General features: G+C 66.8%; 29 protein-coding genes. 21 read left to right on the plus strand and 8 right to left on the minus strand.

The genetic code is table 11. The annotated features are described in order from the left end of the window. Nucleotides 1-32 precede the first annotated feature (32 nt). The gene (locus LQF09_RS04530; RefSeq protein ID WP_083491449.1) at nucleotides 33-1658 is read right to left on the minus strand and encodes a Na/Pi symporter; all 1626 of its coding nucleotides are present in this window, start codon (nucleotides 1656-1658) and stop codon (nucleotides 33-35) included. A 345-nt stretch (nucleotides 1659-2003) separates the two neighbouring features. Between LQF09_RS04530 and LQF09_RS04535 the strand changes: the two genes are divergently transcribed. From LQF09_RS04535 to LQF09_RS04585, 11 genes are all read left to right on the plus strand, one after another. Next, on the plus strand, nucleotides 2004-2324 hold the full coding sequence (locus LQF09_RS04535) for a hypothetical protein (RefSeq protein ID WP_270069297.1): 321 nt from the start codon (nucleotides 2004-2006) through the stop codon (nucleotides 2322-2324). Then, nucleotides 2321-3127, plus strand: a complete 807-nt coding sequence (folE2, locus tag LQF09_RS04540) for a GTP cyclohydrolase FolE2 (RefSeq protein WP_002928678.1) — start codon at nucleotides 2321-2323, stop codon at nucleotides 3125-3127. The genes LQF09_RS04535 and folE2 overlap by 4 nt, the downstream gene beginning before the upstream one ends. A 4-nt stretch (nucleotides 3128-3131) precedes the next feature. Beyond that, the gene (locus LQF09_RS04545; protein WP_270069298.1) at nucleotides 3132-4478 is read left to right on the plus strand and encodes an NAD(P)/FAD-dependent oxidoreductase; all 1347 of its coding nucleotides are present in this window, start codon (nucleotides 3132-3134) and stop codon (nucleotides 4476-4478) included. Beyond that, the gene (locus LQF09_RS04550) at nucleotides 4478-5236 is read left to right on the plus strand and encodes a DUF1365 domain-containing protein (RefSeq protein ID WP_270069299.1); all 759 of its coding nucleotides are present in this window, start codon (nucleotides 4478-4480) and stop codon (nucleotides 5234-5236) included. The genes LQF09_RS04545 and LQF09_RS04550 overlap by 1 nt, the downstream gene beginning before the upstream one ends. Beyond that, entirely contained in the window at nucleotides 5236-6477 is a 1242-nt protein-coding gene (locus LQF09_RS04555) for an SAM-dependent methyltransferase (RefSeq protein ID WP_270069300.1), read from the plus strand. The genes LQF09_RS04550 and LQF09_RS04555 overlap by 1 nt, the downstream gene beginning before the upstream one ends. Then, on the plus strand, nucleotides 6477-7067 hold the full coding sequence (locus LQF09_RS04560) for a chalcone isomerase family protein (RefSeq protein ID WP_270069301.1): 591 nt from the start codon (nucleotides 6477-6479) through the stop codon (nucleotides 7065-7067). The genes LQF09_RS04555 and LQF09_RS04560 overlap by 1 nt, the downstream gene beginning before the upstream one ends. Then, nucleotides 7064-8455: an MFS transporter gene (locus LQF09_RS04565; RefSeq protein WP_270069302.1), complete on the plus strand. Its 1392-nt coding sequence runs from the start codon at nucleotides 7064-7066 to the stop codon at nucleotides 8453-8455. Before LQF09_RS04560 ends, LQF09_RS04565 begins: the two co-directional genes overlap by 4 nt. A 2-nt stretch (nucleotides 8456-8457) precedes the next feature. Then, nucleotides 8458-8988 (plus strand): DUF3833 domain-containing protein, encoded by a 531-nt coding sequence (locus tag LQF09_RS04570; RefSeq protein WP_270069303.1) that lies wholly within the window; start codon nucleotides 8458-8460, stop codon nucleotides 8986-8988. Between the two features lie 40 nt (nucleotides 8989-9028). Further along, on the plus strand, nucleotides 9029-9859 hold the full coding sequence (locus LQF09_RS04575; protein WP_270069304.1) for an SDR family NAD(P)-dependent oxidoreductase: 831 nt from the start codon (nucleotides 9029-9031) through the stop codon (nucleotides 9857-9859). An 11-nt stretch (nucleotides 9860-9870) separates the two neighbouring features. Next, nucleotides 9871-10329 carry a nuclear transport factor 2 family protein gene (locus LQF09_RS04580; protein WP_002932320.1) on the plus strand — a complete coding sequence of 153 codons (459 nt, stop codon included), beginning with the start codon at nucleotides 9871-9873 and terminating at the stop codon, nucleotides 10327-10329. A 191-nt stretch (nucleotides 10330-10520) separates the two neighbouring features. Then, on the plus strand, nucleotides 10521-11138 hold the full coding sequence (locus tag LQF09_RS04585; RefSeq protein ID WP_270069305.1) for an SCO family protein: 618 nt from the start codon (nucleotides 10521-10523) through the stop codon (nucleotides 11136-11138). A gap of 85 nt (nucleotides 11139-11223) precedes the next feature. On the opposite strand, the gene rpoH is transcribed toward LQF09_RS04585, so the two are convergent. The 6 genes from rpoH to LQF09_RS04615 all read right to left on the minus strand — a co-directional run bounded on the left by rpoH (nucleotide 11224) and on the right by LQF09_RS04615 (nucleotide 13880). Continuing rightward, a complete protein-coding gene (gene rpoH, locus LQF09_RS04590; RefSeq protein ID WP_270069306.1) occupies nucleotides 11224-12075 on the minus strand; it encodes an RNA polymerase sigma factor RpoH in 852 nt (283 codons plus the stop codon). Between the two features lie 87 nt (nucleotides 12076-12162). After that, the gene (locus LQF09_RS04595; RefSeq protein WP_443081772.1) at nucleotides 12163-12447 is read right to left on the minus strand and encodes a PIN domain-containing protein; all 285 of its coding nucleotides are present in this window, start codon (nucleotides 12445-12447) and stop codon (nucleotides 12163-12165) included. After that, nucleotides 12444-12854: a putative toxin-antitoxin system toxin component, PIN family gene (locus LQF09_RS04600; RefSeq protein ID WP_270069307.1), complete on the minus strand. Its 411-nt coding sequence runs from the start codon at nucleotides 12852-12854 to the stop codon at nucleotides 12444-12446. Before LQF09_RS04600 ends, LQF09_RS04595 begins: the two co-directional genes overlap by 4 nt. Next, on the minus strand, nucleotides 12847-13095 hold the full coding sequence (locus LQF09_RS04605) for a type II toxin-antitoxin system Phd/YefM family antitoxin (protein ID WP_270069308.1): 249 nt from the start codon (nucleotides 13093-13095) through the stop codon (nucleotides 12847-12849). Before LQF09_RS04605 ends, LQF09_RS04600 begins: the two co-directional genes overlap by 8 nt. A 189-nt stretch (nucleotides 13096-13284) precedes the next feature. Beyond that, nucleotides 13285-13575: a type II toxin-antitoxin system RelE/ParE family toxin gene (locus tag LQF09_RS04610; RefSeq protein WP_270069309.1), complete on the minus strand. Its 291-nt coding sequence runs from the start codon at nucleotides 13573-13575 to the stop codon at nucleotides 13285-13287. Further along, the gene (locus LQF09_RS04615; protein ID WP_270069310.1) at nucleotides 13572-13880 is read right to left on the minus strand and encodes a type II toxin-antitoxin system Phd/YefM family antitoxin; all 309 of its coding nucleotides are present in this window, start codon (nucleotides 13878-13880) and stop codon (nucleotides 13572-13574) included. Before LQF09_RS04615 ends, LQF09_RS04610 begins: the two co-directional genes overlap by 4 nt. A 150-nt stretch (nucleotides 13881-14030) precedes the next feature. On the opposite strand from LQF09_RS04615, the gene LQF09_RS04620 reads away from it, so the two are divergent. The 10 genes from LQF09_RS04620 to LQF09_RS04665 all read left to right on the plus strand — a co-directional run bounded on the left by LQF09_RS04620 (nucleotide 14031) and on the right by LQF09_RS04665 (nucleotide 20431). After that, nucleotides 14031-14261 carry a type II toxin-antitoxin system Phd/YefM family antitoxin gene (locus LQF09_RS04620; protein WP_270069311.1) on the plus strand — a complete coding sequence of 77 codons (231 nt, stop codon included), beginning with the start codon at nucleotides 14031-14033 and terminating at the stop codon, nucleotides 14259-14261. Further along, nucleotides 14258-14659: a type II toxin-antitoxin system VapC family toxin gene (locus LQF09_RS04625; protein ID WP_270069312.1), complete on the plus strand. Its 402-nt coding sequence runs from the start codon at nucleotides 14258-14260 to the stop codon at nucleotides 14657-14659. Before LQF09_RS04620 ends, LQF09_RS04625 begins: the two co-directional genes overlap by 4 nt. A gap of 174 nt (nucleotides 14660-14833) precedes the next feature. Further along, nucleotides 14834-15847 (plus strand): porin, encoded by a 1014-nt coding sequence (locus LQF09_RS04630; RefSeq protein WP_270069313.1) that lies wholly within the window; start codon nucleotides 14834-14836, stop codon nucleotides 15845-15847. Nucleotides 15848-15973: 126 nt separating this feature from the next. Beyond that, entirely contained in the window at nucleotides 15974-16228 is a 255-nt protein-coding gene (locus LQF09_RS04635) for a type II toxin-antitoxin system HicA family toxin (protein WP_270069314.1), read from the plus strand. Beyond that, nucleotides 16225-16560, plus strand: coding sequence for a type II toxin-antitoxin system HicB family antitoxin (locus tag LQF09_RS04640; protein WP_002932339.1), 336 nt, complete (start codon nucleotides 16225-16227; stop codon nucleotides 16558-16560). Before LQF09_RS04635 ends, LQF09_RS04640 begins: the two co-directional genes overlap by 4 nt. Nucleotides 16561-16725: 165 nt before the next feature. Further along, nucleotides 16726-17550 (plus strand): transposase, encoded by an 825-nt coding sequence (locus tag LQF09_RS04645; protein WP_270069315.1) that lies wholly within the window; start codon nucleotides 16726-16728, stop codon nucleotides 17548-17550. Nucleotides 17551-17613: 63 nt separating this feature from the next. Next, nucleotides 17614-18165 (plus strand): hypothetical protein, encoded by a 552-nt coding sequence (locus LQF09_RS04650; protein ID WP_270069316.1) that lies wholly within the window; start codon nucleotides 17614-17616, stop codon nucleotides 18163-18165. A gap of 152 nt (nucleotides 18166-18317) precedes the next feature. Continuing rightward, the gene (locus LQF09_RS04655; protein ID WP_002932341.1) at nucleotides 18318-18629 is read left to right on the plus strand and encodes a hypothetical protein; all 312 of its coding nucleotides are present in this window, start codon (nucleotides 18318-18320) and stop codon (nucleotides 18627-18629) included. Nucleotides 18630-18670: 41 nt separating this feature from the next. Next, the gene (ampD, locus tag LQF09_RS04660) at nucleotides 18671-19255 is read left to right on the plus strand and encodes a 1,6-anhydro-N-acetylmuramyl-L-alanine amidase AmpD (RefSeq protein WP_443081779.1); all 585 of its coding nucleotides are present in this window, start codon (nucleotides 18671-18673) and stop codon (nucleotides 19253-19255) included. A 294-nt stretch (nucleotides 19256-19549) separates the two neighbouring features. Beyond that, the gene (locus LQF09_RS04665) at nucleotides 19550-20431 is read left to right on the plus strand and encodes a transglycosylase SLT domain-containing protein (RefSeq protein ID WP_270069317.1); all 882 of its coding nucleotides are present in this window, start codon (nucleotides 19550-19552) and stop codon (nucleotides 20429-20431) included. A gap of 36 nt (nucleotides 20432-20467) precedes the next feature. On the opposite strand, the gene LQF09_RS04670 is transcribed toward LQF09_RS04665, so the two are convergent. After that, a complete protein-coding gene (locus LQF09_RS04670) occupies nucleotides 20468-21640 on the minus strand; it encodes a pyridoxal phosphate-dependent aminotransferase (RefSeq protein ID WP_270069318.1) in 1173 nt (390 codons plus the stop codon). Nucleotides 21641-21699: the final 59 nt, after the last annotated feature.

Below are 21699 nucleotides of genomic sequence, written 5' to 3' on the forward strand. Positions count from 1 at the left end.
GGCGCGCGCAGCCGCTCCCCTGGTGCCGGCCGTTATCCGGCGACGCGTGCCGGCTCGCCGTTACCGTCGTTGTCGGTGTCCGGACCGTCTTCGACCTGGTGCGGCAGCAGGTCGCCATCGAGCACTGCGAGCATGCGTGCCCCCTTGGCGACCTGTTCCGCTGCCCGGCGCTGCAGGCTCGCCAGCCGCAGCCACTCCTGCATGGTGTTGATGTCCAGCCGCGCGTGCGCGCCCTGCAGCAGCAGCGCCTCCTTGAGCGCCTGGTAGCGGTTCTCGGTATCGAGCAGCAACTGCTCCACGCGGACCGCGTTGAAATCGGTCTGGCTCGCGTCTGCGCTGGCAGCCAGGTTGGCCGCGGCCTGGCGGAAGGCATCGGCGGCAGCCACCAGCTCGGGCTCGGACGGCGGGCCCAGTACCGTGCCCAGGTTGCACGCCAGGCGTGCGGCGCCGACTGCGCTCTGCTGGTACTGCAGTGTGCGCAGGCTGTGCGCAAGCGCCTCGACCAGCGCGGGCGGCAGGCTTGCCACGCTGAGCTTGCGCACATAGGCGGCGATTGCAGGGCCGAGTGCGTCGAGTGCGCCGGCCTGGCGTTCGATCCAGGGTTCGTCGGGCGGCGTACGCGTGCTCGCGGTCAACGCGGTCACCGCAAAACTCTGCGTGCGCCCCAGCTCCAGGCGGAGTGCGCGTAATGCCAGGTCGGGCACCGCGAGCGAGTTGGCATCGAGGTGGCGTGGGCGGGCGATCTCTTCCTCGCGGCTGCGGAAACGGCTCGACAGCAGGCGCAGCATGCCGCCGGCCAGCGGCACCATCAGCAGCACGCCGAGCAGGTTGAACAGGGTGTGGAACATGGCGATCGTGACCGCCGGCGTGGCGGGCTGCTCCATCCATTCTCTCGTCATGCCCAGCAGCGTGATCAGCAGCGGCAGCAGCAGCAGCGCCACGGTGCCGGTGACGAGGTTGAACATCACGTGCGCGGCGGCCAGGCGGCGCGCATTGGAGGTGGCGCCGATGGCCGACAGGATGGCGGTGGAGGTGGTGCCGATGTTGGTGCCGATGACCATCGCGCAAGCCGCTTCCACCGACATCAGCCCGCCCTGAGCGGCGGTGATGATGATCGCGATCACTGCGCCCGAGGCCTGCATCAGCACGGTGAGCAAGGTGCCGATGCCGACCAGGATGATCCAGCCCATCACCCCCGGGCTGATGTAGTCCTGCAGGTTGAGCGCGGCGCCGAAGCCGGAAAAGGTGTCCTTGAGCACGTCGATGCCGAGGAACAGCACGCCGAAGCCGGCCAGTGCCTGGCCCAGTGCGCGCATGCGCAGGCTGCGTCCGGCCAGCATGAGCGCGGCGCCGATGCCGACGAAGGGCAGGGCGAAGGCGTCGATCTTGAAGCTGAAGCCGAGCGCGGCCACCAGCCAGGCATTGAGCGTGGTGCCGACGTTGGAGCCGAAGATCACCCAGATCGCGTTCTTGAGCGACAGCAGGCCGGTGTTGACGAAACCGATGCTGGCAACGGTCACGGCAGTGGAGGACTGCACCAGGGCCGTCATGGTCATGCCTGCCGCCAGCCCGCGCAGCGGCGTCGCCGTGCCGCGCTCGAGCATGCCCTCGAGCGCGCGGCCCGCGGCCAGCTTGAGGCCTTCGGTGAGCATGTGCATGCCGAGCAGGAACAGGCCGATGCCGCCGAGCAGGCCGGCGACGACCTCGAAGGTGCTGATGGGGTTGGTATCCAGGGGCTGTCTCCGCGCTTTGATTACGTGTCTTGTGTCGGCGAACCGCAAGCGTAATACCGCAAGCCCCGGTTGTGGTGCGACTTTGTTCCGCCGAGGGCGTCCCGTGCTGGCCGGAGCTGCTCGGGGGACTGCGCGGCGCGGCATCGCGCCGGGCGGCTTGGGGCACTTGTCCTTCTGTTCTTTTATCTATTTGTCCAGGACAAAACATTGACATCTCTGATGGGCTGGCCTATCGTTTGATCGTCACTTACTTCTGTCCAGGACATAGCTATGAACGAGAAGACGCTCCCACGCTGGCTCGGCGGTCTGTCGGTCGCAGCCGTCTGTTCGCTGCTGCCTCATGTCGCCCAAGCCGAGCGGCTCGCGCCGGGCGCGCCGTTGGCGGTGGCACCGGTCATGGTCGCTGTGGTGACCCAGGACGGCGCGCCGATGCCCGTAAAGGGCGCCAGGGCGGTGCCGATCGATCTGCTCATCTTCATGCATCGCCCGGATCTGCCCTTGCGCGCGGCACCGCTTGCACTGCCCAGCGCGCAACCCGACGCCCTCCCCATCGCCAACCCCGGCGCCATCCGCCACAAGGAACGCTCATGAACGCCCCTGACAAGTTCTTCCTGCCCGATGTGCAGGCCAGTGCCGACCACCGCGCCCTCCCGATCCAGCGCGTGGGCGTGCGCGGCCTGCGCTACCCGATGTCCCTGCGCGATAGTGCGGGTTCGGTGCAACACACCGTGGTCACGCTGGAGATGACGGTTGGCCTGCCGGCCGACGTCAAGGGCACGCACATGTCGCGCTTCGTCGAACTGCTCGAGGCCGAGCGCGAGGCGCTCGACCTAGCCGGTCTGCGTCGCCTGTTCGCCGACATGCTGGTGCGCCTGGAGGCGGACAGCGGGCGCATCGAGGCGCGCTTTCCCTGGTTCATCAACAAGCTCGCGCCGGTCTCGGGCGTGGCCAGCCTGCTCGACATGGACGCCTGCGTGGTGGTCGAGCGCGTCGAGGATGGCGTGGTGGCGACGACGCTCGAAGTGACCGTGCCGGTGACCAGCCTGTGTCCGTGCTCGAAGAAGATCTCCGCCTATGGCGCGCACAACCAGCGCTCCCACATCACGCTCAAGGCTCGCCTGCGTGGCGACCTGGATATCGACGCACTGGTGCGCATGGCCGAGGAGGAGGCGTCTTGCGAGGTCTTCGGCCTGCTCAAGCGCCCGGATGAGAAGTGGGTCACCGAGCGCGCCTATGACAACCCCAAGTTCGTCGAGGATCTGGTGCGCGACATCGCACTGCGCCTGCGCGCCGACGCCCGCATCGCCGCGTGGTCGGTGCAGTCCGAGAACTTCGAGTCGATCCACAACCATTCCGCGTACGCCCTGATCGAGGGCGAGAACGCGGCGGAGTGACGTCATGAGGATGGGTGAGCTCGAGCGCCTGGGTGCGGGTGACACGCGCCGGGTGGCGGTGGTCGGCGGCGGCATCGCCGGCCTCGGCACGGCCTGGCTGCTGGCACAGCGTGACCGTGTGACGCTGTTCGAAGCGGGCGACTACGTCGGCGGCCACACCAACACGGTGGACGTCACCCTCGAGGGGCGCACCCATCCGGTCGATACCGGTTTCCTGGTCTTCAACCGCCGCACCTACCCGAACCTGTGCGCGCTCTTTGCGCTGCTCGGCGTCGAGGCGGTGGAAACCGAGATGAGCTTCGGCGTCAGCCTCGCCGGCCCCGGGCTGGAGTGGGCGGGTACCAACCTGGATACGGTGTTTGCGCAGCGTGCCAACCTGCTGCGCCCCGCCTTCCTGGGCATGGTGCGCGACATCATGCGCTTCAACCGCGAGACGACGCGTCTGGCGGCCGCAGGTGGGATGCCGGCGATCTCGCTCGGTGACTATCTTGAGCTCGAGGGCTACGGCCAGGCCTTTTGCGACTGGTACCTGCTACCGATGGCGGCCGCGATCTGGTCGTGTCCGACGCGCACCATGCTCGACTACCCGCTCGCCACCTTCGTCCAGTTCTGCCACAACCATGGCCTGCTGCAGGTCCTCGACCGTCCGCGCTGGCTCACGGTCGAAGGCGGTGGGCGCAGCTACGTGCGCCGCATGCTCGGTCGCCTGGACGATGTGCGCGTTGGCCACCCGGTGCTGCGCGTCGAGCGCGACGCGCTGGGCGTGCGCGTGCATACGCGTGCCGGCGTCGAGCGCTTCGACGAGGTCGTGTTCGCCTGTCACAGCGACCAGACGCTCGCCATCCTGGGCGAGGGGGCGAGCGAGCAGGAACGCCGCATCCTCGGCGCGGTGCGCTACCAGGACAACCTTGCCATTCTGCATACCGACCCCGCGCTGCTGCCGCAGCGGCGCAAGGTGTGGTCGGCGTGGAACTACCTGTCCGGCGAGGGCGAGCCCGACGACCGCCCGGTGTCGGTGAGCTATCTCATCAACCGCCTGCAGCCGCTGCCCTTCGAGACGCCGGTGGTGGTGTCGCTCAACCCCTTCCTCGAGCCGGACAGTGAGCGTGTCATCGGCCGCTTCCACTACGCCCACCCGGTGTTCGACCAGGGCGCGATCGACGCCCAGGCCGCGCTGCCGGCCATCCAGGGCAACAACCGCAGCTGGTTCGCCGGGGCCTGGACCGGTTACGGTTTCCATGAAGATGGCCTCAAGTCGGCGGTGGCCGTTGCCGAGGCAATGGGCGTCGAGGTGCCATGGCGGCGCGGTCGTGTCACGGCCGTCGAGCCTGCGCTGGAGCTCGCGGCCTGATGAACGCCGCCGTATGCTTCGGTGCGGTGATGCATGAGCGCCACGTCCAGGCGCACAACCGCTTCATCTACCCCACCGCCTTCCTGCGCCTGCCGCTGGGCGGGCTCGACACCTTGCAGGTGCCCCTGCTCGGCATCGACCGCCCCAACGTGTTCGCCATATACAGCCGCGACCACGGCGCCCGCGACGGTAGCCCGCTGCTGCCATGGATTCGCGGCGTGCTCGACCGGCATGGCGTGGGTGAGCTGTGCGACGGCGAGGTGGTGCTGCAGACCATGCCGCGCATCTTCGGCTTCGTCTTCAACCCGGTCAGTTTCTGGTTCTGCCATGACCACGCGCGCAACCTGCGTGTCGTGCTTGCCGAGGTCAACAACACCTTCGGCGAGCGTCACAACTATCTGGTGCACCACCCCGACCTGCGCCCGATTGCGGCGGGCGACGAGTTGCGCGCGCGCAAGTGCTTCCACGTCTCGCCCTTCTTCCCGGTGCGCGGCGAGTACCGCTTCCGCTTCGAGCGCCAGGGCGAGGTGCACGCGGTGTCGGTCGACCTGTGGGACGAGGGTGCGCTGCGCCTGAGCACCCGCCTGTCCGGCCGCGCCCAGGCGCTCGACGGCTCCGCGATGCGCAAGTGGCTGTTGCGCCAACCCTTCATGACCCTGGGCGTCGTCGCCCGCATCCATTGGCAGGCCTTGCGCCTGGCCTTGCGCCGGGTGAGCTTCCATCGCAAACCTGCGCCCCCGCTCGAGGAGACCACCTGATGAACGCACTCGACCATGCCCTGCAGCCGCTGGCCACCGTGCGCCTCGGTCGCCGCCCGCGCGCCACCCGGCTCGCCCTGGAGATGCTCGACCGCCTGCAGGGCGGCGCGCTCGCCGTCGAACTGCCCGACGGCCTGCGCCTGCGCGCCGGCCACGGACCGCTCGTGGCCCACCTGCGGGTGCGCGACCACGCCGTGTTCGACGAGGCGCTCGCACGCGGCGACATCGGCTTCGGCGAAGCCTGGATGGACGGCCTGTGGGACACCGAGGACCTCACCGGCCTGTTGCGCCTGCTGTCGGCCAACCGCGACCAGCTGCATGGCGCCATCTACGGCCGCATGTTCCGCCTGCTCGGCCACCGTCTGCAGCATCTGCTGCGCGCCAACACCCGCACCGGCTCGCGGCGCAACATCGAGGCCCACTACGACCTCGGCAACGACTTCTACGCGCTCTGGCTGGACCCGACGATGACCTATTCGGCCGCGGTCTTCGCTACCCCCGATGAGTCCTTGGTCGATGCCCAGCTGCGCAAGTACCGCCGCATCCTCGGTGAGCTCGGCGCCCAGCCGGGGCAGACGATCCTCGAGGTCGGCTGCGGCTGGGGCGGCTTTGCCGAGGTCGCCGCCACCGAGTTCGGCTGCAAGGTGCTCGGCATCACGCTGTCGCCGTCCCAGCTCGCCTTCGCGCGTGCGCGCGCCGAGCGCGGCGGCTTTGCCGACCGCGCGGACTTCGAACTGTGCGACTACCGCGACGTGCGCGGCCAGTACGACCACATCGTGTCGATCGAGATGATCGAGGCGGTCGGCGAGCGCTTCTGGCCGACCTACTTCGGCCAGCTCGGTGCGCTGCTCAAGCCGGGTGGGCGCTGCGTGGTGCAGGCCATCACCATCGCCGACGCACTGTTCGCGCGTTACCGGCGCGGCACTGACTTCATCCAGCGCCACGTCTTCCCCGGCGGCATGCTGCCCAGCCCGAGCAGGGTGGCGCAGCAGGCGCAACGCGCCGGGCTTGGCATCGTCGGCGACTTCGCCTTCGGTCGCGACTATGCGCGCACGCTCGCGCATTGGCAGCGCAGCTTCGAGGCGCAGGCCGCTGCGGTACGCGCGCAGGGCTTTCCCGAGCGCTTCATGCGCATGTGGCGCTTCTACCTGTCCTATTGCGAGGCCGGCTTCGAGACGGGCGACATCGACGTCCACCACTATGTGTTCGCGCATGCGGATGCAGGGGGCGGGAGGCGCTGATGCCACGCCCACGCGCTGCACTCGATCCTTGGCTGGCGCCCCTGCTGCTCGCCGGCGCCTTGCTCGCTGCCGCGCCGTCCTTCGCGCGTGAGCTGCCGCCGGCGCTTCAGGGCGGCCTTCAGCGCGTGGGCGAGGGTGAGCTGCGCTGGTTCGGCCTCAAGCTCTACGATGCGGCGCTGTGGGCGATGCCCGATGCAGCCGCCGAGCCAGTGGACGACGAGGCGGAGGTGGCGCAGGTGCTGGCTGCAGACCATGCGTTGTCGATCCGCTACGCACGGGCGGTGTCGTCCGCGCGCCTGGTCGAGCTCAGTCTGGGTGAAATGCGTCGCCTTGGCTATGAGGATGAAGCGCAACTGGCACGTTGGGCGCAGGCCCTGGCGCGCGCACTGCCCTCGGTGGAGGCGGGCGAGACGCTGGTCGGGCTGCACCGCCCGGGCGAAGGCGCGCAGTTCTGGCACCAGGGTCAGCCGACCGCGGCGCTCGAAGACGCCGAGCTCGCGGCGGCCTTCTTTGCAATCTGGCTCGATCCGCGCACGCGCGAACCGCGTCTGCGCGCGCAACTGCTCGGCCTGGCGGAGCGCGCGCGATGAGTTCCGCCGCCGTCGGCGCTGCACCCGACCCGGGCGCTGGCACCGATTCGCGCCGGGCGCTGCTTGCCTATGGCGCGCTCGGCCTGCCCCTGGCCTTTGCCGCGCTGCCGATCTATGTCCACGTGCCGCGCCTGTACGCTGAAGGACTCGGCCTGCCGCTGGCGCTGGTGGGGGCGGTGCTGCTCGCCGCACGCATCGTCGACGCGTTCACCGACCCCTTGATCGGCTGGGCCAACGACCGCCTGCCAAGGCGCCGGCTGTGGGTTGCGCTGGCCTTGCCGGGCTTGGGCGCTGGCATGCTCGGCCTGCTTGCGCCGCCCGCAGGGGCGGGTCTTGGCTGGCTGTTCCTGCTGCTGGTCGGCGTGTCACTGGCGTGGTCGGTAGCGACCATCGCCTACAACGCCTGGGGTGCGGAGGTGGCGCACACGCCGCTTCTGCGCACGCGCTACGTCGCCAGCCGTGAGGCTTTCGGGCTTGGCGGCGTGGTGCTGGCCGCGGCCTTGCCGGCGGTGCTTGCGTTGGGCGCCGACGAGGCGACCGGGCTGGCGCGCCTGGCCTGGTTGTTCCTGCCGCTGCTCGCCGGCTTCGGCCTGTGGACGCTGTGGCGCGCGCCGGCAGTTCCGTTGGCCGGCCTGGCCGGACAGGGTTCAGGCCGCGTGCCGGTACGGGCGACGCCGCTGTGGTCCGGCCTGCGCGCCACCGTGCGCGATGCCGGCTTCGGCCGCCTGCTCGCGGTGTTCGCCGCCAATGGCATCGCCGCCGCGATTCCGTCGGCCACCGTACTGTTCTTCGTCGCTGACGTGCTCGGCGCTGAACGGCTCGCGGGTCTCTTCCTGGTGCTGTACTTCGTCGCCGCGGCGGCCAGCCTGCCGCTGTGGGTGCGGGTGTCGCAGCGCATTGGCAAGCTGCGCGCCTGGCTCGCCGGCATGGTGCTGGCGGTCGCGGTGTTCGCCTGGGCCGGACTGCTCGGGGACGGCGACGTGTTCGCCTACGCGCTCATCTGCGTGCTGTCGGGGCTCGCGCTCGGCGCCGACCTCAGCCTGCCCCCCTCGCTGCTCGCCGACCTCGTCGCGCGCAGCGCGACCGGGCGCGCTCAGCCCCCTCTGCAGGCGGGGGCATGCTTCGGCTGGTGGAATTTCGTCACCAAGGCCAACCTCGCGCTCGCCGCGGGGCTTGCCTTGCCGCTGCTCGCGCTGCTCGGCTATGCGCCGGGCGCGCGCGAGCCTGCAGCGGTAACGGCGCTGGCGGCGGTGTATGGCTTCGTGCCGGTCGTGCTCAAGCTGGGGGCGATCGTGCTGCTGTGGCGCTGGCGCGCCTGGATCGAGCCGGATGTGCCGTCGGCCGACGGCCTGCGCAAGGCGACCGTCTGTGAGGGAGTGCAATCGTGATCGTGAAACGTCTTTTCTTGTGGATCGTGGCCGTGGTCGGCCTGTGGGGGTGCACGACGGTGAATGTCGATCATTACCGCGCCGAGCAGCCGGTGCTCGAACTGCGCGACTACTTCAACGGCACGCTCGACGCCTACGGCATGTTCCAGGACCGCTCGGGCAAGGTGGTGAAGCGCTTCCACGTGTTGATCGAGGCGAGCTGGGAGGGCGAGGTCGGCACCCTCGACGAGCACTTCACCTACGCCGACGGCAGCACCCAGCGCCGCGTGTGGACCATCACCCGCCTCGGCCCCGGGCGCTACAGCGGGCGCGCCGACGATGTCGTCGGCGAGGCCAGCGGCGAGGCTGCGGGCAATGCGCTGCGCTGGCGCTACGTGCTGGCGCTGCCGGTCGGCGACAAGGTCTACAACGTCGATTTCGACGACTGGATGTTCCTGATGGACGACAAGGTGATGCTCAACCGTTCGCTGATGAGCAAGTGGGGCTTCCGCCTCGGCGAGGTCACGCTGTCCTTCTTCAAGCGCGCCGATTGAGCGGCGAGGACCGGACGCGCATGGCAGCGAGGATGCAGCGATGACGACGGTGACCCGGAGCGGGCGCGGGCTGTTCGCCCCGCTCAACACGCCGATCCGTGACTGGCAGGGGCGGCGGGTGTGGATTGTCGGCGCCTCCACCGGCATCGGCGAGGCGCTGGCGCTGGACCTGGCCGCGCGCGGTGCGCGCCTGGCGCTGTCGGCGCGCGGCGTCGAGCGCCTGCAGGCGGTGCGCGCGGCTTGCATGGCGCATGGGGTGGCCGCGTCCGACTGCGTGGTCGAAGCGCTCGATCTCGCGCGCGACGGCGACTTCGCGCGTGCGCAGGCCGCCGTGCTGGCGCGCTGGGGTGGCGTGGACCTGGTGGTGTTCAACGCCGGCACCTATCGCCCGCTGCGCGCCTGGGAACTGAGCGCCGAGGCCGTGCGCGAGACGGTCGAGCTCAACCTGGTGGGCACGCTGTGCGGCGTCGGCGAACTCGTGCCCGTGCTGCTGCGCCAGGGCAGCGGGGCGATCGCCCTGGTCGGCAGCGTCGCTGGCTACGGCGGGCTGCCCAAGGCCACGGTCTATGGCCCGACCAAGGCGGCGCTGATCAACCTGGCCGAGACGCTCTACCTGGATCTTTCGCCGCGCGGCGTCGATGTCTTCCTGATCGACCCCGGCTTCGTCGCCACGCCGCTCACAGCCGCCAATGACTTCCACATGCCGGCCCTGCAGACGCCGGTCCAGGCGGCGCAGGCGATCGTAGGCGGCTTTGCGCGCGGCGACTTCGAGATCCACTTCCCGAAGCGCTTCACCCGCGTGCTCAAGGCGTTGCAGTGGCTGCCGCGGCGCTTCTATTTCCGGCTCGTGCGGCGAGCCACTGGACTATGAGGTCGACGCACATGGGCTCGGAGGGCATGGCGCCCGCCACTGCGGACGCCGCCGCGAGCGCGGCCGGCCGCGTGGCGTGCTTCTACGAAAAACTCGCGCCGCACTCGCTGGCCGGTGTCGACACACTCTATGCCGCCGACGCGCGTTTCAAGGATCCGTTCAACGATGTCGTCGGTACCGCAGCCATCCGCAGAATCTTCGAGCACATGTTCGATACCGTCGATGCGCCGCGTTTCGTGGTCACCGAGCGCATCGAGCAGGGTGCGCAGGCCATGCTGGGCTGGGATTTCCACTTCCTGCTGCGCGGCCGGCCGGTGGTGGTGCATGGCGTGACTCACCTGCGTTTCGATGCCGGTGGCCGCGTGCTGCTGCACCGCGACTACTGGGACGCCGCCGAGGAACTGTACGAGAAGCTGCCGCTGCTGGGGGCGCTGATGCGCGCGCTGCGCAGGCGACTGTCGGCAGGCTGACGCGGGCGGGTGCCCCGAGGAGCACAGGGGAGGGTGGGGCTGGCGGAGGTGCAGTCGGACAGCGCCATTCCAGTGTGCCTTGATGGCGGACAAGCGCTGCGGCGGCTGCGGCCGAATGCCGCAGCGGGTTCCGGTGGGCAGGCGATGGGTCTATCATCGAGCGCTGATTCTGCAGTCAAACAGGCAAGCCCATGTCGTCCGCTCTCTCGTCATCAACGCTTTTTGCGCGCCTGCGTGCCCTCGTTCTGCCCGCCCTGGCTCTCGGCGTCCTCGCCGCCTGCACGCCTGCCGAGCCGGTGTTCCGCAGCACCGACATCACCGGCGCCGACTATGGCAGAAACTTCCGCCTCACCGACCATCACGGCCAGGAGCGCACGCTGGCCGATTTCAAGGGCAAGGCGGTCACCATCTTCTTCGGCTACACCCAATGCCCGGACGTGTGCCCCACGGCGCTGGTGGGCATGAGCGAGGTGATGGGCCTGCTCGGCGCCGACAGCGACCGCGTGCAGGTGGTCTTCGTCACCGTCGACCCCGAGCGCGACACGCCCGAACTGCTTGCCGAGTACGTGCCGGTGTTCGACCAGCGCTTTCTCGGCATGCACGGCACGCCCGAGCAGATCGCTGCCATTGCCAAGGACTTCCGCGTGTTCTACCGCAAGAGCGGCGATCTGGCCGGCCACTACACCATCGACCATTCCGCCGGTACCTACGTTTTCGGTCCCGATGGACGGTTGCGCCTGTACATGAGGCACGGCGAGGAGCCGCAGGTGGTCGCGGCGGACATCAAGGCGCTGCTGGATGGGAAGTAGCAGCGATGTGCGAGCGTGGCGCATGAAAGCACAACGGCAGCCTTCGAGCTGCCGTTGTTGTCTGGAGAGTGCCTTGGCGCTGTAGTTACACCACTGCCGCCAGCATCCCCCGCATCTTCTGCATGGCCTTGGCTTCGATCTGGCGGATGCGTTCGGCTGAGACGCCGTATTCGGCCGCCAGCTCGTGCAGGGTGGCGCTGTCGCCTTCGGCGAGCCAGCGCCGCTGCACGATGGCACGGCTGCGGTCGTCGAGGCTGGCGAGCGCATTGCGCAGGCCGGTGTCCTGCAGGTGTGCCAGCTGGGCCTCGGCGATGAGCTCGGAAGGTTCGGCCTGGGGGTCGGGCAGGTAGGAGATCGGCGCGAAGCGCTCGTCCTCGTCGTCGCTGCCGGCGTCGAGCGGAATGTCGCGGCCGGTGAGCCGCGTTTCCATCTCCACCACTTCCTCGGGCTTGACGTCGAGCTGGGCGGCGATCGCCTGCACCTCGGCAGGCTGCAGCGTGGTGCTGTCCTTCTTCATGCCGCGCAGGTTGAAGAACAGCTTGCGTTGCGCCTTGGTGGTGGCGATCTTCACCAGGCGCCAGTTCTTCAGGATGTACTCGTGGATCTCCGCCTTGATCCAGTGGATCGCGAACGACACCAGACGCACGCCGCGGCTCGGGTCGAAGCGCTTGACGGCCTTCATCAGGCCGACGTTGCCCTCCTGGATGAGGTCGGCGTGAGGCAGGCCGTAGCCGAGGTAGCCGCGCGCAATGGCGACGACGACGCGCAGATGCGACATCACCAGCTGCCGTGCCGCATCCACGTCGCCCTCGTCACGCAGCCGCGTTGCGAGCTCCACCTCCTGCTGCTCGCTCAGCATCGGCATGCGATTCACGCTCTGGATGTACTGGTCCAGGCTGCCGGCGGCGGGAACGGGGAAGGTCAGGGCGTGTGACATGGGCTTGGGTCCTCCTTGTGCGCCTCAATATTAGCACTCGGGGCGTGAGAGTGCTAAGGGGCGGCGGGAGTTCCGGGGTGGCCTGCTTCAGTCTGTGTCGGAGGCTACCCAGTCCTCGACGCGCAAACCCGCAATCCGCCTGAACTCGCGCGTATTGTGGGTGATCAGTGTGGCGTCTTCGGCCAGCGCATGGCAGGCGATCCACAGGTCGTTCGCGCCGATCGCTGTGCCTGCCTCCCTGAGGCGGGTGGCCTGTTCCGCGTAATGCCTGCAGATGGCGGGGTCGGCGGGATAGCGCACCGGTACCTGGCGCGCCAGCGCGTTCAGCCGGCGTAGCACCTCCGTCTTGCGAGTGCTGCGCTCTTCATTCAACGCACGACGAACGCTGCTGGCGTCATGATGGCAATGCCGTGCCATGGGTTCAGCACAAGCAGATCCTTGTCCCCACTGATGATTGCCGCCGCTTCGCCTGCAAGCGCCACATCCAGGAATTTGTCGTCGCGCGGATCGCGGCAGGCCGCTACCCTGCGAATGATCGGCACGATCTGCATGACACCGCCAAGCATGCGGATGAACTCGCGCCGGTCTTCTCGAGATACATACGGGTCGAACTTGGGTCGTGCCAGCACCTTGGCGAGTTCGGCCAAGGTTTCGTCCGAGCCGAGCAGGCTGCCTTGGGCGAGTGCCAGGTTGACCGCCTTGGCGGCGGTGCTGCGCGGCGCCAACAGGCGGCTGACGAGAACGTTCGTGTCGACGACGAAGCGCAGGAATTCAGTCATCGGCGAGCAATTCGGCGAGCTTGTCCTCGGTCAGCCCTGCCGCTGCAGCCTTCTCGCCGACTGCGTCGCAAAAGCGCTGAAACTCGGCGACGTTGAGCCGTGTGAGGCGCTCGTACTCCTTCATCGAAAGAACAACCGCGACATCGCGCCTCTGGCGGCGGATCACGACGGGCTCGTGAGCGGCCAGGTCGAGCACGCCTGCCAGTCCTTGCTTTGCCTCGGTGGCGGAGACGGTGCGCATGGTTGCCACTCCTTTTCGTTCTGGTGAGGTTTAATTGTACGTTTTGTACAAAATGTGCGCAATTTTCATGCTGGAGACCTTCCGCCAATGGGTTTGGTCAGTCTGCGCAGGGGGGGGCGTCCACCACCACCCGGCCTGCGACTCGCCTGGAAGCGTTCGGTAAGCCTTCGCCACTTCCTTCGTGGCACGTCAGCGGCGCGCAGGAAACTCCCGTGCGGTATGAACCACGTTGAGCACGATCACCGAGTCATCCCTCACTTTCACGAAGGCAACAAAGGGCAGTCGGCGAACGACGAGCTGACGTGCCCCCGGGATTCGCATACTTGCCCGAATGCGCTCGGGGAGCACGCGCAAGGCTTCGATCTCGGCAACGATGCGCGAATGGACGGCTTCCACAGTCAGGGGGCCTGCCTCCGAGTGGTAATGAACAAGGATCTCCTCGAGGTCGTCCAGCGCCTCGTCAGCCCAGAGGGTGTTCATGCACGGCGATTCCGTGCTGCCACACGCTCGCGTAGCAGCGCCATGGCTTCGTCGTGGGCATGTAGCGTGGTCTGGCCTGCATCCGTGCGTTCGAGCGTCGCCGTGACCTTCTCGAAGAGCCAGCCGTCGTAACCGGGGGTCTTGTCGAGCAGGAATTCGGGCAGCAGCGTGTCCGCTGCGTCCTCGATCGACACCATGATGCCGACGGGGCGATCGTCCCTGGTGATGACGACCGGCTCCCGGCGCGATGCATCGAGAAATTCGCCGAACCGGTTCTTTGCTTCGCGTGCGGTCATGACTTTCATGATCAGTGTCCTGAGTAGTGTCGAGATAGGTCCGTAGTAGCTACTTTAGGCGGCGCAGCAAGCGTCTGTTTCTGGAATGGTGGATTGGGCTTGATCTCATCTGTAACCATGGTCATGATCATGGTCATCTGCTACCCAGGGAGTACGACCATGCAAACCATCCAGGCCTCCGAATTCAAGGCCCGCTGTCTCGCCCTGATGGATCAGGTGGCGGCCTCCGGCGAGATCCTTGTCGTCACGAAGAACGGTAAGCCCGTAGCCGAACTGCATCCCTATCAGGGCGCGCGCGCATCTTCGCCTTTTGGTCTGCATCCAGGCTTACGTATCCTCGGAGACATCGTGTCACCGGTTGCCGACGATGACTGGGAGGTGCTGTCGTGATCGTTCTCGACACGCACGTCCTCATCTGGATGGATGCCGACGATGCCGCGCTCGGCCCGCAGGCGCGTGCGCGCATCGAGCAGGCCTGGCGTGCTGGCGAGGTCGCGGTGAGTGCGATCAGCTTCTGGGAGTGCGCGATGCTTGCAGAGAAAGGCCGTATCGTTTTGCCGCTCGCGGTCGAAGGCTGGCGGGCAGGCCTGCTCAGCGCGGGGCTGCTCGAGATCCCGCTCGATGGCCGCATTGCGCTCGCGGCCGCGGGGTTCGCCGACCTGCATCGCGACTCCGCGGACCGCTTCATTGCCGCCTCCGCGGCGGTGCGCAGCGCGGCGCTGGTGACGGCGGACGAGCGGCTGCTGGGCTGGAACACGGCCCTGCCGCGGCTCGACGCGCGGCGCTGAACCGGGTGTTCTGTTGCATGCTCGCAACAACAATGGCTGGAATGTGGTGTTTTCCGGCATTCGCGCTTGCATGCCCGGCCACAGGTTTGCAGAATCGCCCCAACTTCTCGCCAGAGAGGTGAGTAGGGCCGAGGCAGGTGCCGCGGTCTCAACTTCAAATTTGAGGAGAAATACATGCAGAAGAAACTGATCGCGCTGGCTGTTGCTGGCCTGGTTTCGGCTCCGGCCTTCGCTCAGTCGAACGTGACCATCTACGGTGTGGCCGACGCCTACATGGCTTTCGGTTCGCATGGCGCCAACGACCTGTCGGCCGTCAACAGCGGTGGCCTGTCGGGTAGCCGTCTGGGCTTCCGTGGCGCTGAAGACCTGGGCAATGGTCTGAAGGCTGTGTTCACCTTCGAGCAAGGCTACAACGTCGATGACGGCACCGGCCTGGGTGGCAACTCGCGTCAGTCCTTCGTCGGTCTGTCGGGTGGCTTCGGTACGGTCAGCCTCGGCCGTCAGTACGCTCCGGGCTTCGACCACGTTGTTGACGCCTTCGGCAACTCCGCCATCCTGTCGCCGCAGTCCATCCTGGCTGCTGGCACCGGCTCGAGCATCGACGCTGGTGGCGACGCCCGCTGGAACAACTCGATCGCCTACAACGGCTCGTTCTCTGGCCTGAAGGTCCGCGCCATCTACTCGATGGACGCTGTTGAGCTTGCTCCGAAGGAAGGTGATGACGATGCTTTCGGTCTGGGTCTGGACTACAGCAACGGCCCGCTGCGTGTCGCCGCGGTGTATCAGCTGCTGCAAGACACCGCCGAAGACCAGAAGGAATGGTCGATCGGTGCGAGCTACAACTTCGGTGTGCTGACCCTGGCTGCGAACTACCAGGACGCCAAGTCGATTGGTCATGTCAAGGGTCGTGACTCCGACATCTGGCAGATCGGTGTTGTCGTTCCGGTCAGCGCCGCTGGCAATGTCCACGTCGGCTACGGCCAGGCTGATGTCGATGCTGTCGACGCCAAGGCCAAGTCGTACTCGATCGCCTACACCCACGCCCTGTCGAAGCGCACCACGGTCTACACCGGCTTCAACCGCACCGACAACGACAACGGCCTCGCCTATGGCGTCGTCGGCGCGCCCGCTGGCGTGACCGGCAAGGATTCCGACGTCTTCGCCGTTGGTATGCGTCACACCTTCTAATCTGTCCTCCAGACAGGTCTGAAAGTAAAAACGGGAGCTTCGGCTCCCGTTTTTTTTGGGGGTTTTGGGGTCAGGTCTTTCATTTGCTCATTTTGGCCTGGTATCGTTTTTTGATACCATAGGATCGTGAAACGCAAACACCAGCGCACCCTTGAACTGATCCATGCCCGGCCGGTCTCGGCCAATGTGCGCTGGGGGGACATCGAGGCTTTGTTCCGGGAGTTGGGTGCCGAGATTTCGGAGCGCGAAGGTTCTCGGGTGGAGGTGTTCCTGTTCGGTGTGGTGCGTGTCTTTCATCGCCCGCACCCGTCCCCGGATACCGACAAGGGCGCAGTCGCAGCAATTCGGAAGTGGCTTGAAGAAAACGGAGTGCAACCATGAACACCATGAACATCGGGGGCTACGAGGCCGTGATCACCTTCGATCCGGACATCCAGATGTTTCGCGGCGAGTTCGTCGGTTTGAATGGTGGTGCGGATTTTTATGCGGCAGATGTGGCTGGACTGAGGCGCGAAGGTGAGGTGTCTCTCCGCATGTTCCTGGATGCGTGCGAACGGCGGGGCATCGAGCCACGAAAGCGTTTCTCGGGCAAGTTCTCGCTGCGCGTCGATCCCGCTGTGCACGAGGCGGCGGTCGTCGCTGCCGCTGCGCACGGGCAGAGCTTGAATCAGTGGGCAGCCGAGGCGATCAGGCAGGCCGCCCGGGCGGGGTGAGGGAGTTCCTCGGGGTCAGCTTTCATTTGCTCATCCCACGTGCCGGGCGATGCGTGACGGGCTTGCGATCTAAAAATGGCGTACGCATAATTCGGGCTCTCCTTTCAAGGGACGGGCATCATGGCGCGGCCGTTGCGAATAGAGCTTGCGGGCGGTGTGTACCACGTGACGTCGCGCGGTGACCGGCGCGAGATGATCTATGGTGATGACGTCGACCGGCGGGCGTGGCTCGATCTCTTCGGCGAGGTCTGCGAGCGCTTCAACTGGCGCTGCCATGCGTGGTGCCAGATGGGCAACCACTACCATGTTGTCGTGGAGACTGCCGAAGCCAACCTGGCGCGCGGCATGCGGCAGCTCAACGGGGTGTATACGCAGGCGGTCAATCGCCGCTATGGCCGCGTCGGTCACGTTTTTCAGGGGCGCTACAAGGCGATCCTCGTGGAGGCGGACGCCTACCTCGTGGAGCTCGCGCGCTATGTCGTGCTCAATCCGGTTCGCGCCGGCCTGTGCAAGGATGCGGCGGACTGGCCGTGGAGCAGTCATCGCGCGCTGCTCGGCCGGGTGGAGGCCCCGTCATGGTTGGCGACGAACTGGGTCCTTGGCCAGTTCGGTGAAGTGCGGACGCGCGCCATCGGCCGCTACGAAGACTTCGTGCGCGCCGGTGTTGGTCTTCCGCCGATCTGGGAAGGCCTGAATGCGCAGATCTACCTGGGCAGCGCGGATTTTGCAGGTCGCATGGCGAGCAGGTTTGCCGACGATGACAACTTGAGCGAGGTGCCCAGGATGCAGCGTCGCCCGAAGGGTGTGGCCCTCGACGCCTACGTCGAGCGTTTCCCCTCGAGAGACCAGGCCATCCTCGAGGCGGCTGATTCCGGTGAGTTCACCTACGCCCAACTCGCTGCTTTCTTCGGCTTGCATTACAGTTCGATCAGCCGCATCGTCAGCAAGGGGCGTGTGTTACGGCGGCCTCAACGGACTGTGAGTAAATGAAAGACCTGACCCCGCTCGCACCGCGTCGGTCACGTTTTTCAGGGGCGCTACAAGGCGATCCTCGTGGAGGCGGACGCCTACCTCGTGGAACTCGCGCGCTATGTCGTGCTCAATCCGGTTCGCGCCGGCCTGTGCAAGGATGCGGCGGACTGGCCGTGGAGCAGTCATCGCGCGCTGCTCGGCCGGGTGGAGGCCCCGTCATGGTTGGCGACGAACTGGGTCCTTGGCCAGTTCGGTGAAGTGCGGACGCGCGCCATCGGCCGCTACGAAGACTTCGTGCGCGCCGGTGTTGGTCTTCCGCCGATCTGGGAAGGCCTGAATGCGCAGATCTACCTGGGCAGCGCGGATTTTGCAGGTCGCATGGCGAGCAGGTTTGCCGACGATGAAAACTTGAGCGAGGTGCCCAGGATGCAGCGTCGCCCGAAGGGTGTGGCCCTCGACGCCTACGTCGAGCGTTTCCCTTCGAGAGACCAGGCCATCCTCGAGGCGGCTGATTCCGGTGAGTTCACCTACGCCCAACTCGCTGCTTTCTTCGGCTTGCATTACAGTTCGATCAGCCGCATCGTCAGCAAGGGGCGTGTGTTACGGCGGCCTCAACGGACTGTGAGTAAATGAAAGACCTGACCCCGCTCGATGACCCGTTCGCACCACGCACTCGCCAAGATGTTTCGAGATATCTCCACGCCAATCTTTTTTCGTCTCCTGTGGTCAGTCTTGCGCCCGCATGAAGTGCGGCGTCCGATAGACCCAGTCAGGAGATGAGTCCGATGCGCAAGCTGTTTGTCGCTTCCACTTTCGCCCTTGCCGCGACCGCGGCGCAGGCCGATCCGGCCGTGATGTTCGGTATCAACTACAACTTTGGCGGCGGTGGGCCGGGCTTGTCGGTGAAGGTGCTGACGAGTGACCGCGAAGATCGTACGGTGGGCTCGGTCGGTGCCAGTTACTATCCGATGATGAATCGCGTCGGCCTGGATCTGGGTGTCGGGCGTACCTTCCAGAACGGCGCGGCGACGGTCGGGTGGGATGTGATCAACAGTGCTCCGCAGGCCAGCATTGGCTATGTCGATACCCGGCGCTGAGCGGCAGGGAGTGTCGGCGATTGATTCGTGATCTACTGGCAGTGAGGGCTGGCGGCGGCGAGCGCGACGCTGTGGTGCTGCGGCTGTGTGCATCGCCCAACTACGATGCACGACCCGAGGGGGTGGTTCCGAATGTCGTCGTGGTGCACGCCATCAGCCTGCCACCCGATTCTTTCGGCGGTCCTGGGGTAGAGCAGCTGTTTACCAATACGCTCGACCCGGCCGAGCATCCCTATTACGCGGACATCCAGCATCTGCGGGTGTCGGCGCACTATTTCGTCCGTCGCGACGGCGAGGTGGTGTGCTTCGTCGCCCCCGAGCACCGCGCCTGGCATGCAGGCGTGTCGTGCTGGAATGGGCGTGAGCGCTGCAACGATTTCTCGATAGGCATCGAACTCGAAGGCTGTGACACACAGCCATTCGAGCCCGTGCAGTATGTGCGCCTGGCCGGATTGATCGCCGAGTTGCGCACGCGCTACCCGATCGAGGCCGTGGTGGGGCACTCGGACATCGCCCCCGGGCGCAAGACCGACCCTGGGCCGTTCTTCGACTGGCAGCGGCTGGAGCGGCTGCTGCGCATGGGTGATGACATGCGGGCGCCAGGGCACCCGCATGTCAAGTTTTGACAAAATGTTTGTCGAAGAATAGAATTCGCTTCCTGTTGCATCGCAACAATTCAATCAATCTCGGTGCGGCGCCTCTCTGAGAGGGAGACGCAGTTTCATGGACGCGCGCACCGCGGGGTCTGTCGTCTGGTTGCGGCGGCGGGCTTTAACACCTACTGGCGACCGAGCCGGCCATCTGCCGGCGTGGCCAATCGGCCACGCGGCATGCGCGCTGCCCTCAAAGGGTGGCGCGGGCGCAGCACTCCAACAGGGTGCGGCCAGGGTGGCGGCTCAGGCCACAGCATGGAGGACACCATGAAACACGCAACTCGATTCAATGCGCTTGCGCGCAGAACGGGCGGTGCGGCGACCAGCCTCGTCTACGGTGCACTGTTTTCTGCCGGCCTCCTGGGTACGGTCCATATGGTGGCTGCCAATGGCGCTGCCGATGGCGGTGCGCCCCTGCAGTTCAGCGATGCGTTTGCGCTCCCGGCAGCGGAGCCGACCACCTCCGAGCTGTCGATGGTCTCTGGCCTTGGCTTGCGGGTAACGCCGCCGGTCAGTCCGGCAGTGACGCTCGCCGATGTCTCCTACACGCCGTCGGTGCCGTTCAGGCGTGCGACCGAACAGCCTGTCGAGCCGGCGCTCAAGGCCTTCAGTCCGGCAGTGACCGGGTTGGAGGTGTTGGGCGAAGATCCGTTCGCGCAGGAAGAGGGCGAGCTGTCGATCGAGATGGCGCGCGTGCGCGACTGGATCACCGAGAACTATCGTGTATCCGAGACGGCCATCGTCCCCGCACTGGCGGCCGCCGAGGCTTCTGCGCAGGAACTCGGCTTCGACCCCTTGTTGATCGTGGCGATGATGGCCGTGGAGTCGAGCTTCAACCCGCGTGCGGTCAGCAACATGGGGGCGCAAGGGCTGATGCAGGTGATTCCGCGCTACCACCAGGACAAGCTCGGCGCCAACCGCGGCAAGAACGCGCTGTTCGACCCCGAGGTGAATGTGCGCGTGGGTACCCTGGTGCTCCACGAAGGCCTGCAGCGCTATGGTAGCCTGCAGCGCGCGCTGCAGTATTACAACGGAGCCTTGAAGGACCCGCAGGCCCGCTACACGCGCAAGGTGATGTCGCTGAAGAAGCGGCTCATGCTGATCGCCGGGCGTGACGTGGTCCGCACCAGCCTCGAGCAGGCGAGCTAAGCCCGCGCCTGCTCATTACAGCGCCCTGCCGGCCGATCAGGCCCGCAGGGCGCTGATGCGTTCAACGGCCTCGAGCAGGCGTGATTCGCGCGTGGTGTAGGCGATGCGCAGATGGCGGCGCGGCAGGTGGTGGCCGAAGTCGAGCCCGGGCGTGGCTGCCACGCCTGCCTCTTCGATCATGCGGCGGGCGAGCGCTTCGGAGTCGTCCGCGAGCTTCGAAATGTCGGCGTAGATATAGAAGGCTCCTTGCGGCTCGGTCGCGATCGTGAAGCCGATTTCCTGCAGCGCGGGCAGCAGTACGTTGCGGCGGGCGGCGAACTCCGTCCGCCGTGCCTCCAGGATCTCCAGCGTGGCGGGCTCGAAGGCTGCGAGGGCTGCATGCTGCGCGGGCGACGAGGGCGAGATGAAGAAGTGCTGGGCGAGCTTCTCGATCTCGCGCACGAGGGGCGTGGGCGCCACCAGCCAGCCGAGCCGCCAGCCCGTCATGCCGAAATACTTGGAGAAGCTGTTGACGACGAAGACGTCATCGGCCGCGTTGAGTGCCGGGTGTGCCAGTGCGGTGGCGGAGTCGATGCCGTAGGTCAGGCCCTGGTAGATCTCATCGACCAGCAGCAGGCCGCCGCGCCGGCGGGTGACCGCGTGCAGGGCGGCGATCTCGTCGATGTCGAGCAGGGTGCCGGTGGGGTTGGATGGCGTGGCTACCATCAACCCGCGGCTGCGTGCGGTCCAGGCTGCGTCGACCTGGGCCGGAGTGGGTTGGTAGCGGGTCTGCGCGTCGACCGGCAGTGCCTGGGCGACACCTTCGAAGGCGCGCACGAGGTGGCGGTTGGAGGGGTAGCCGGGGTCAGGCAGCAGCCATTCGTCGCCGGGGTCTGTGGTGGCGGCGAGCGCGAGCATCAAGGCGCCGGAGGCGCCGGCGGTGATGATGATGCGCTCGGGTGCGACCTCGGCCTTGAAGCGATCCTGGTAGAAGCGTGCGATCGCCTCGCGCAGCCTGGGTAGGCCGAGCGCCGGGGTGTAATGGACGTCGCCGCTGGCAAGGAAGCGGGTGGCAGCCTCGATGACGGGTTGCGGCGTGCCGAAATCGGGTTCGCCGACCTCCATGTGGATGATGTCGCGCCCCTGGGCCTCGAGCTCGCGCGCCCGGCGCAGCAGCTCCATGACGTGGAAGGGCTGGATGTCGGCTGCGCGGCGGGAAAAAGCTTGCATCGTGGGCTCCGGCGATGACGGGTGGTGAGAGCGGCGCCATTCTGCGCCGAAATGAAAAA

Source organism: Thauera sp. WB-2 (assembly GCF_027594845.1).
Lineage (GTDB): Bacteria > Pseudomonadota > Gammaproteobacteria > Burkholderiales > Rhodocyclaceae > Thauera > Thauera mechernichensis.

What these genes read in the sequence shown, in the direction of transcription:
- LQF09_RS04545 (WP_270069298.1), top strand. Translation starts at nt 3,132, where the DNA reads ATGAGGATGGGTGAGCTCGAGCGCCTGGGTGCGGGTGACACGCGCCGG.
- LQF09_RS04560 (WP_270069301.1), top strand. Translation starts at nt 6,477, where the DNA reads ATGCCACGCCCACGCGCTGCACTCGATCCTTGGCTGGCGCCCCTGCTG.
- LQF09_RS04640 (WP_002932339.1), top strand. Translation starts at nt 16,225, where the DNA reads ATGAACACCATGAACATCGGGGGCTACGAGGCCGTGATCACCTTCGAT.
- LQF09_RS04670 (WP_270069318.1), bottom strand. Translation starts at nt 21,640, where the DNA reads ATGCAAGCTTTTTCCCGCCGCGCAGCCGACATCCAGCCCTTCCACGTC.
- LQF09_RS04530 (WP_083491449.1), bottom strand. Translation starts at nt 1,658, where the DNA reads ATGCACATGCTCACCGAAGGCCTCAAGCTGGCCGCGGGCCGCGCGCTC.
- LQF09_RS04585 (WP_270069305.1), top strand. Translation starts at nt 10,521, where the DNA reads ATGTCGTCCGCTCTCTCGTCATCAACGCTTTTTGCGCGCCTGCGTGCC.
- LQF09_RS04555 (WP_270069300.1), top strand. Translation starts at nt 5,236, where the DNA reads ATGAACGCACTCGACCATGCCCTGCAGCCGCTGGCCACCGTGCGCCTC.
- LQF09_RS04665 (WP_270069317.1), top strand. Translation starts at nt 19,550, where the DNA reads ATGAAACACGCAACTCGATTCAATGCGCTTGCGCGCAGAACGGGCGGT.
- LQF09_RS04630 (WP_270069313.1), top strand. Translation starts at nt 14,834, where the DNA reads ATGCAGAAGAAACTGATCGCGCTGGCTGTTGCTGGCCTGGTTTCGGCT.
- LQF09_RS04610 (WP_270069309.1), bottom strand. Translation starts at nt 13,575, where the DNA reads ATGAACACCCTCTGGGCTGACGAGGCGCTGGACGACCTCGAGGAGATC.
- LQF09_RS04605 (WP_270069308.1), bottom strand. Translation starts at nt 13,095, where the DNA reads ATGCGCACCGTCTCCGCCACCGAGGCAAAGCAAGGACTGGCAGGCGTG.
- LQF09_RS04550 (WP_270069299.1), top strand. Translation starts at nt 4,478, where the DNA reads ATGAACGCCGCCGTATGCTTCGGTGCGGTGATGCATGAGCGCCACGTC.
- LQF09_RS04615 (WP_270069310.1), bottom strand. Translation starts at nt 13,880, where the DNA reads ATGAAAGTCATGACCGCACGCGAAGCAAAGAACCGGTTCGGCGAATTT.
- LQF09_RS04565 (WP_270069302.1), top strand. Translation starts at nt 7,064, where the DNA reads ATGAGTTCCGCCGCCGTCGGCGCTGCACCCGACCCGGGCGCTGGCACC.
- LQF09_RS04620 (WP_270069311.1), top strand. Translation starts at nt 14,031, where the DNA reads ATGCAAACCATCCAGGCCTCCGAATTCAAGGCCCGCTGTCTCGCCCTG.
- rpoH (WP_270069306.1), bottom strand. Translation starts at nt 12,075, where the DNA reads ATGTCACACGCCCTGACCTTCCCCGTTCCCGCCGCCGGCAGCCTGGAC.
- folE2 (WP_002928678.1), top strand. Translation starts at nt 2,321, where the DNA reads ATGAACGCCCCTGACAAGTTCTTCCTGCCCGATGTGCAGGCCAGTGCC.
- LQF09_RS04655 (WP_002932341.1), top strand. Translation starts at nt 18,318, where the DNA reads ATGCGCAAGCTGTTTGTCGCTTCCACTTTCGCCCTTGCCGCGACCGCG.
- LQF09_RS04580 (WP_002932320.1), top strand. Translation starts at nt 9,871, where the DNA reads ATGGGCTCGGAGGGCATGGCGCCCGCCACTGCGGACGCCGCCGCGAGC.
- LQF09_RS04600 (WP_270069307.1), bottom strand. Translation starts at nt 12,854, where the DNA reads ATGACTGAATTCCTGCGCTTCGTCGTCGACACGAACGTTCTCGTCAGC.
- LQF09_RS04535 (WP_270069297.1), top strand. Translation starts at nt 2,004, where the DNA reads ATGAACGAGAAGACGCTCCCACGCTGGCTCGGCGGTCTGTCGGTCGCA.
- LQF09_RS04575 (WP_270069304.1), top strand. Translation starts at nt 9,029, where the DNA reads ATGACGACGGTGACCCGGAGCGGGCGCGGGCTGTTCGCCCCGCTCAAC.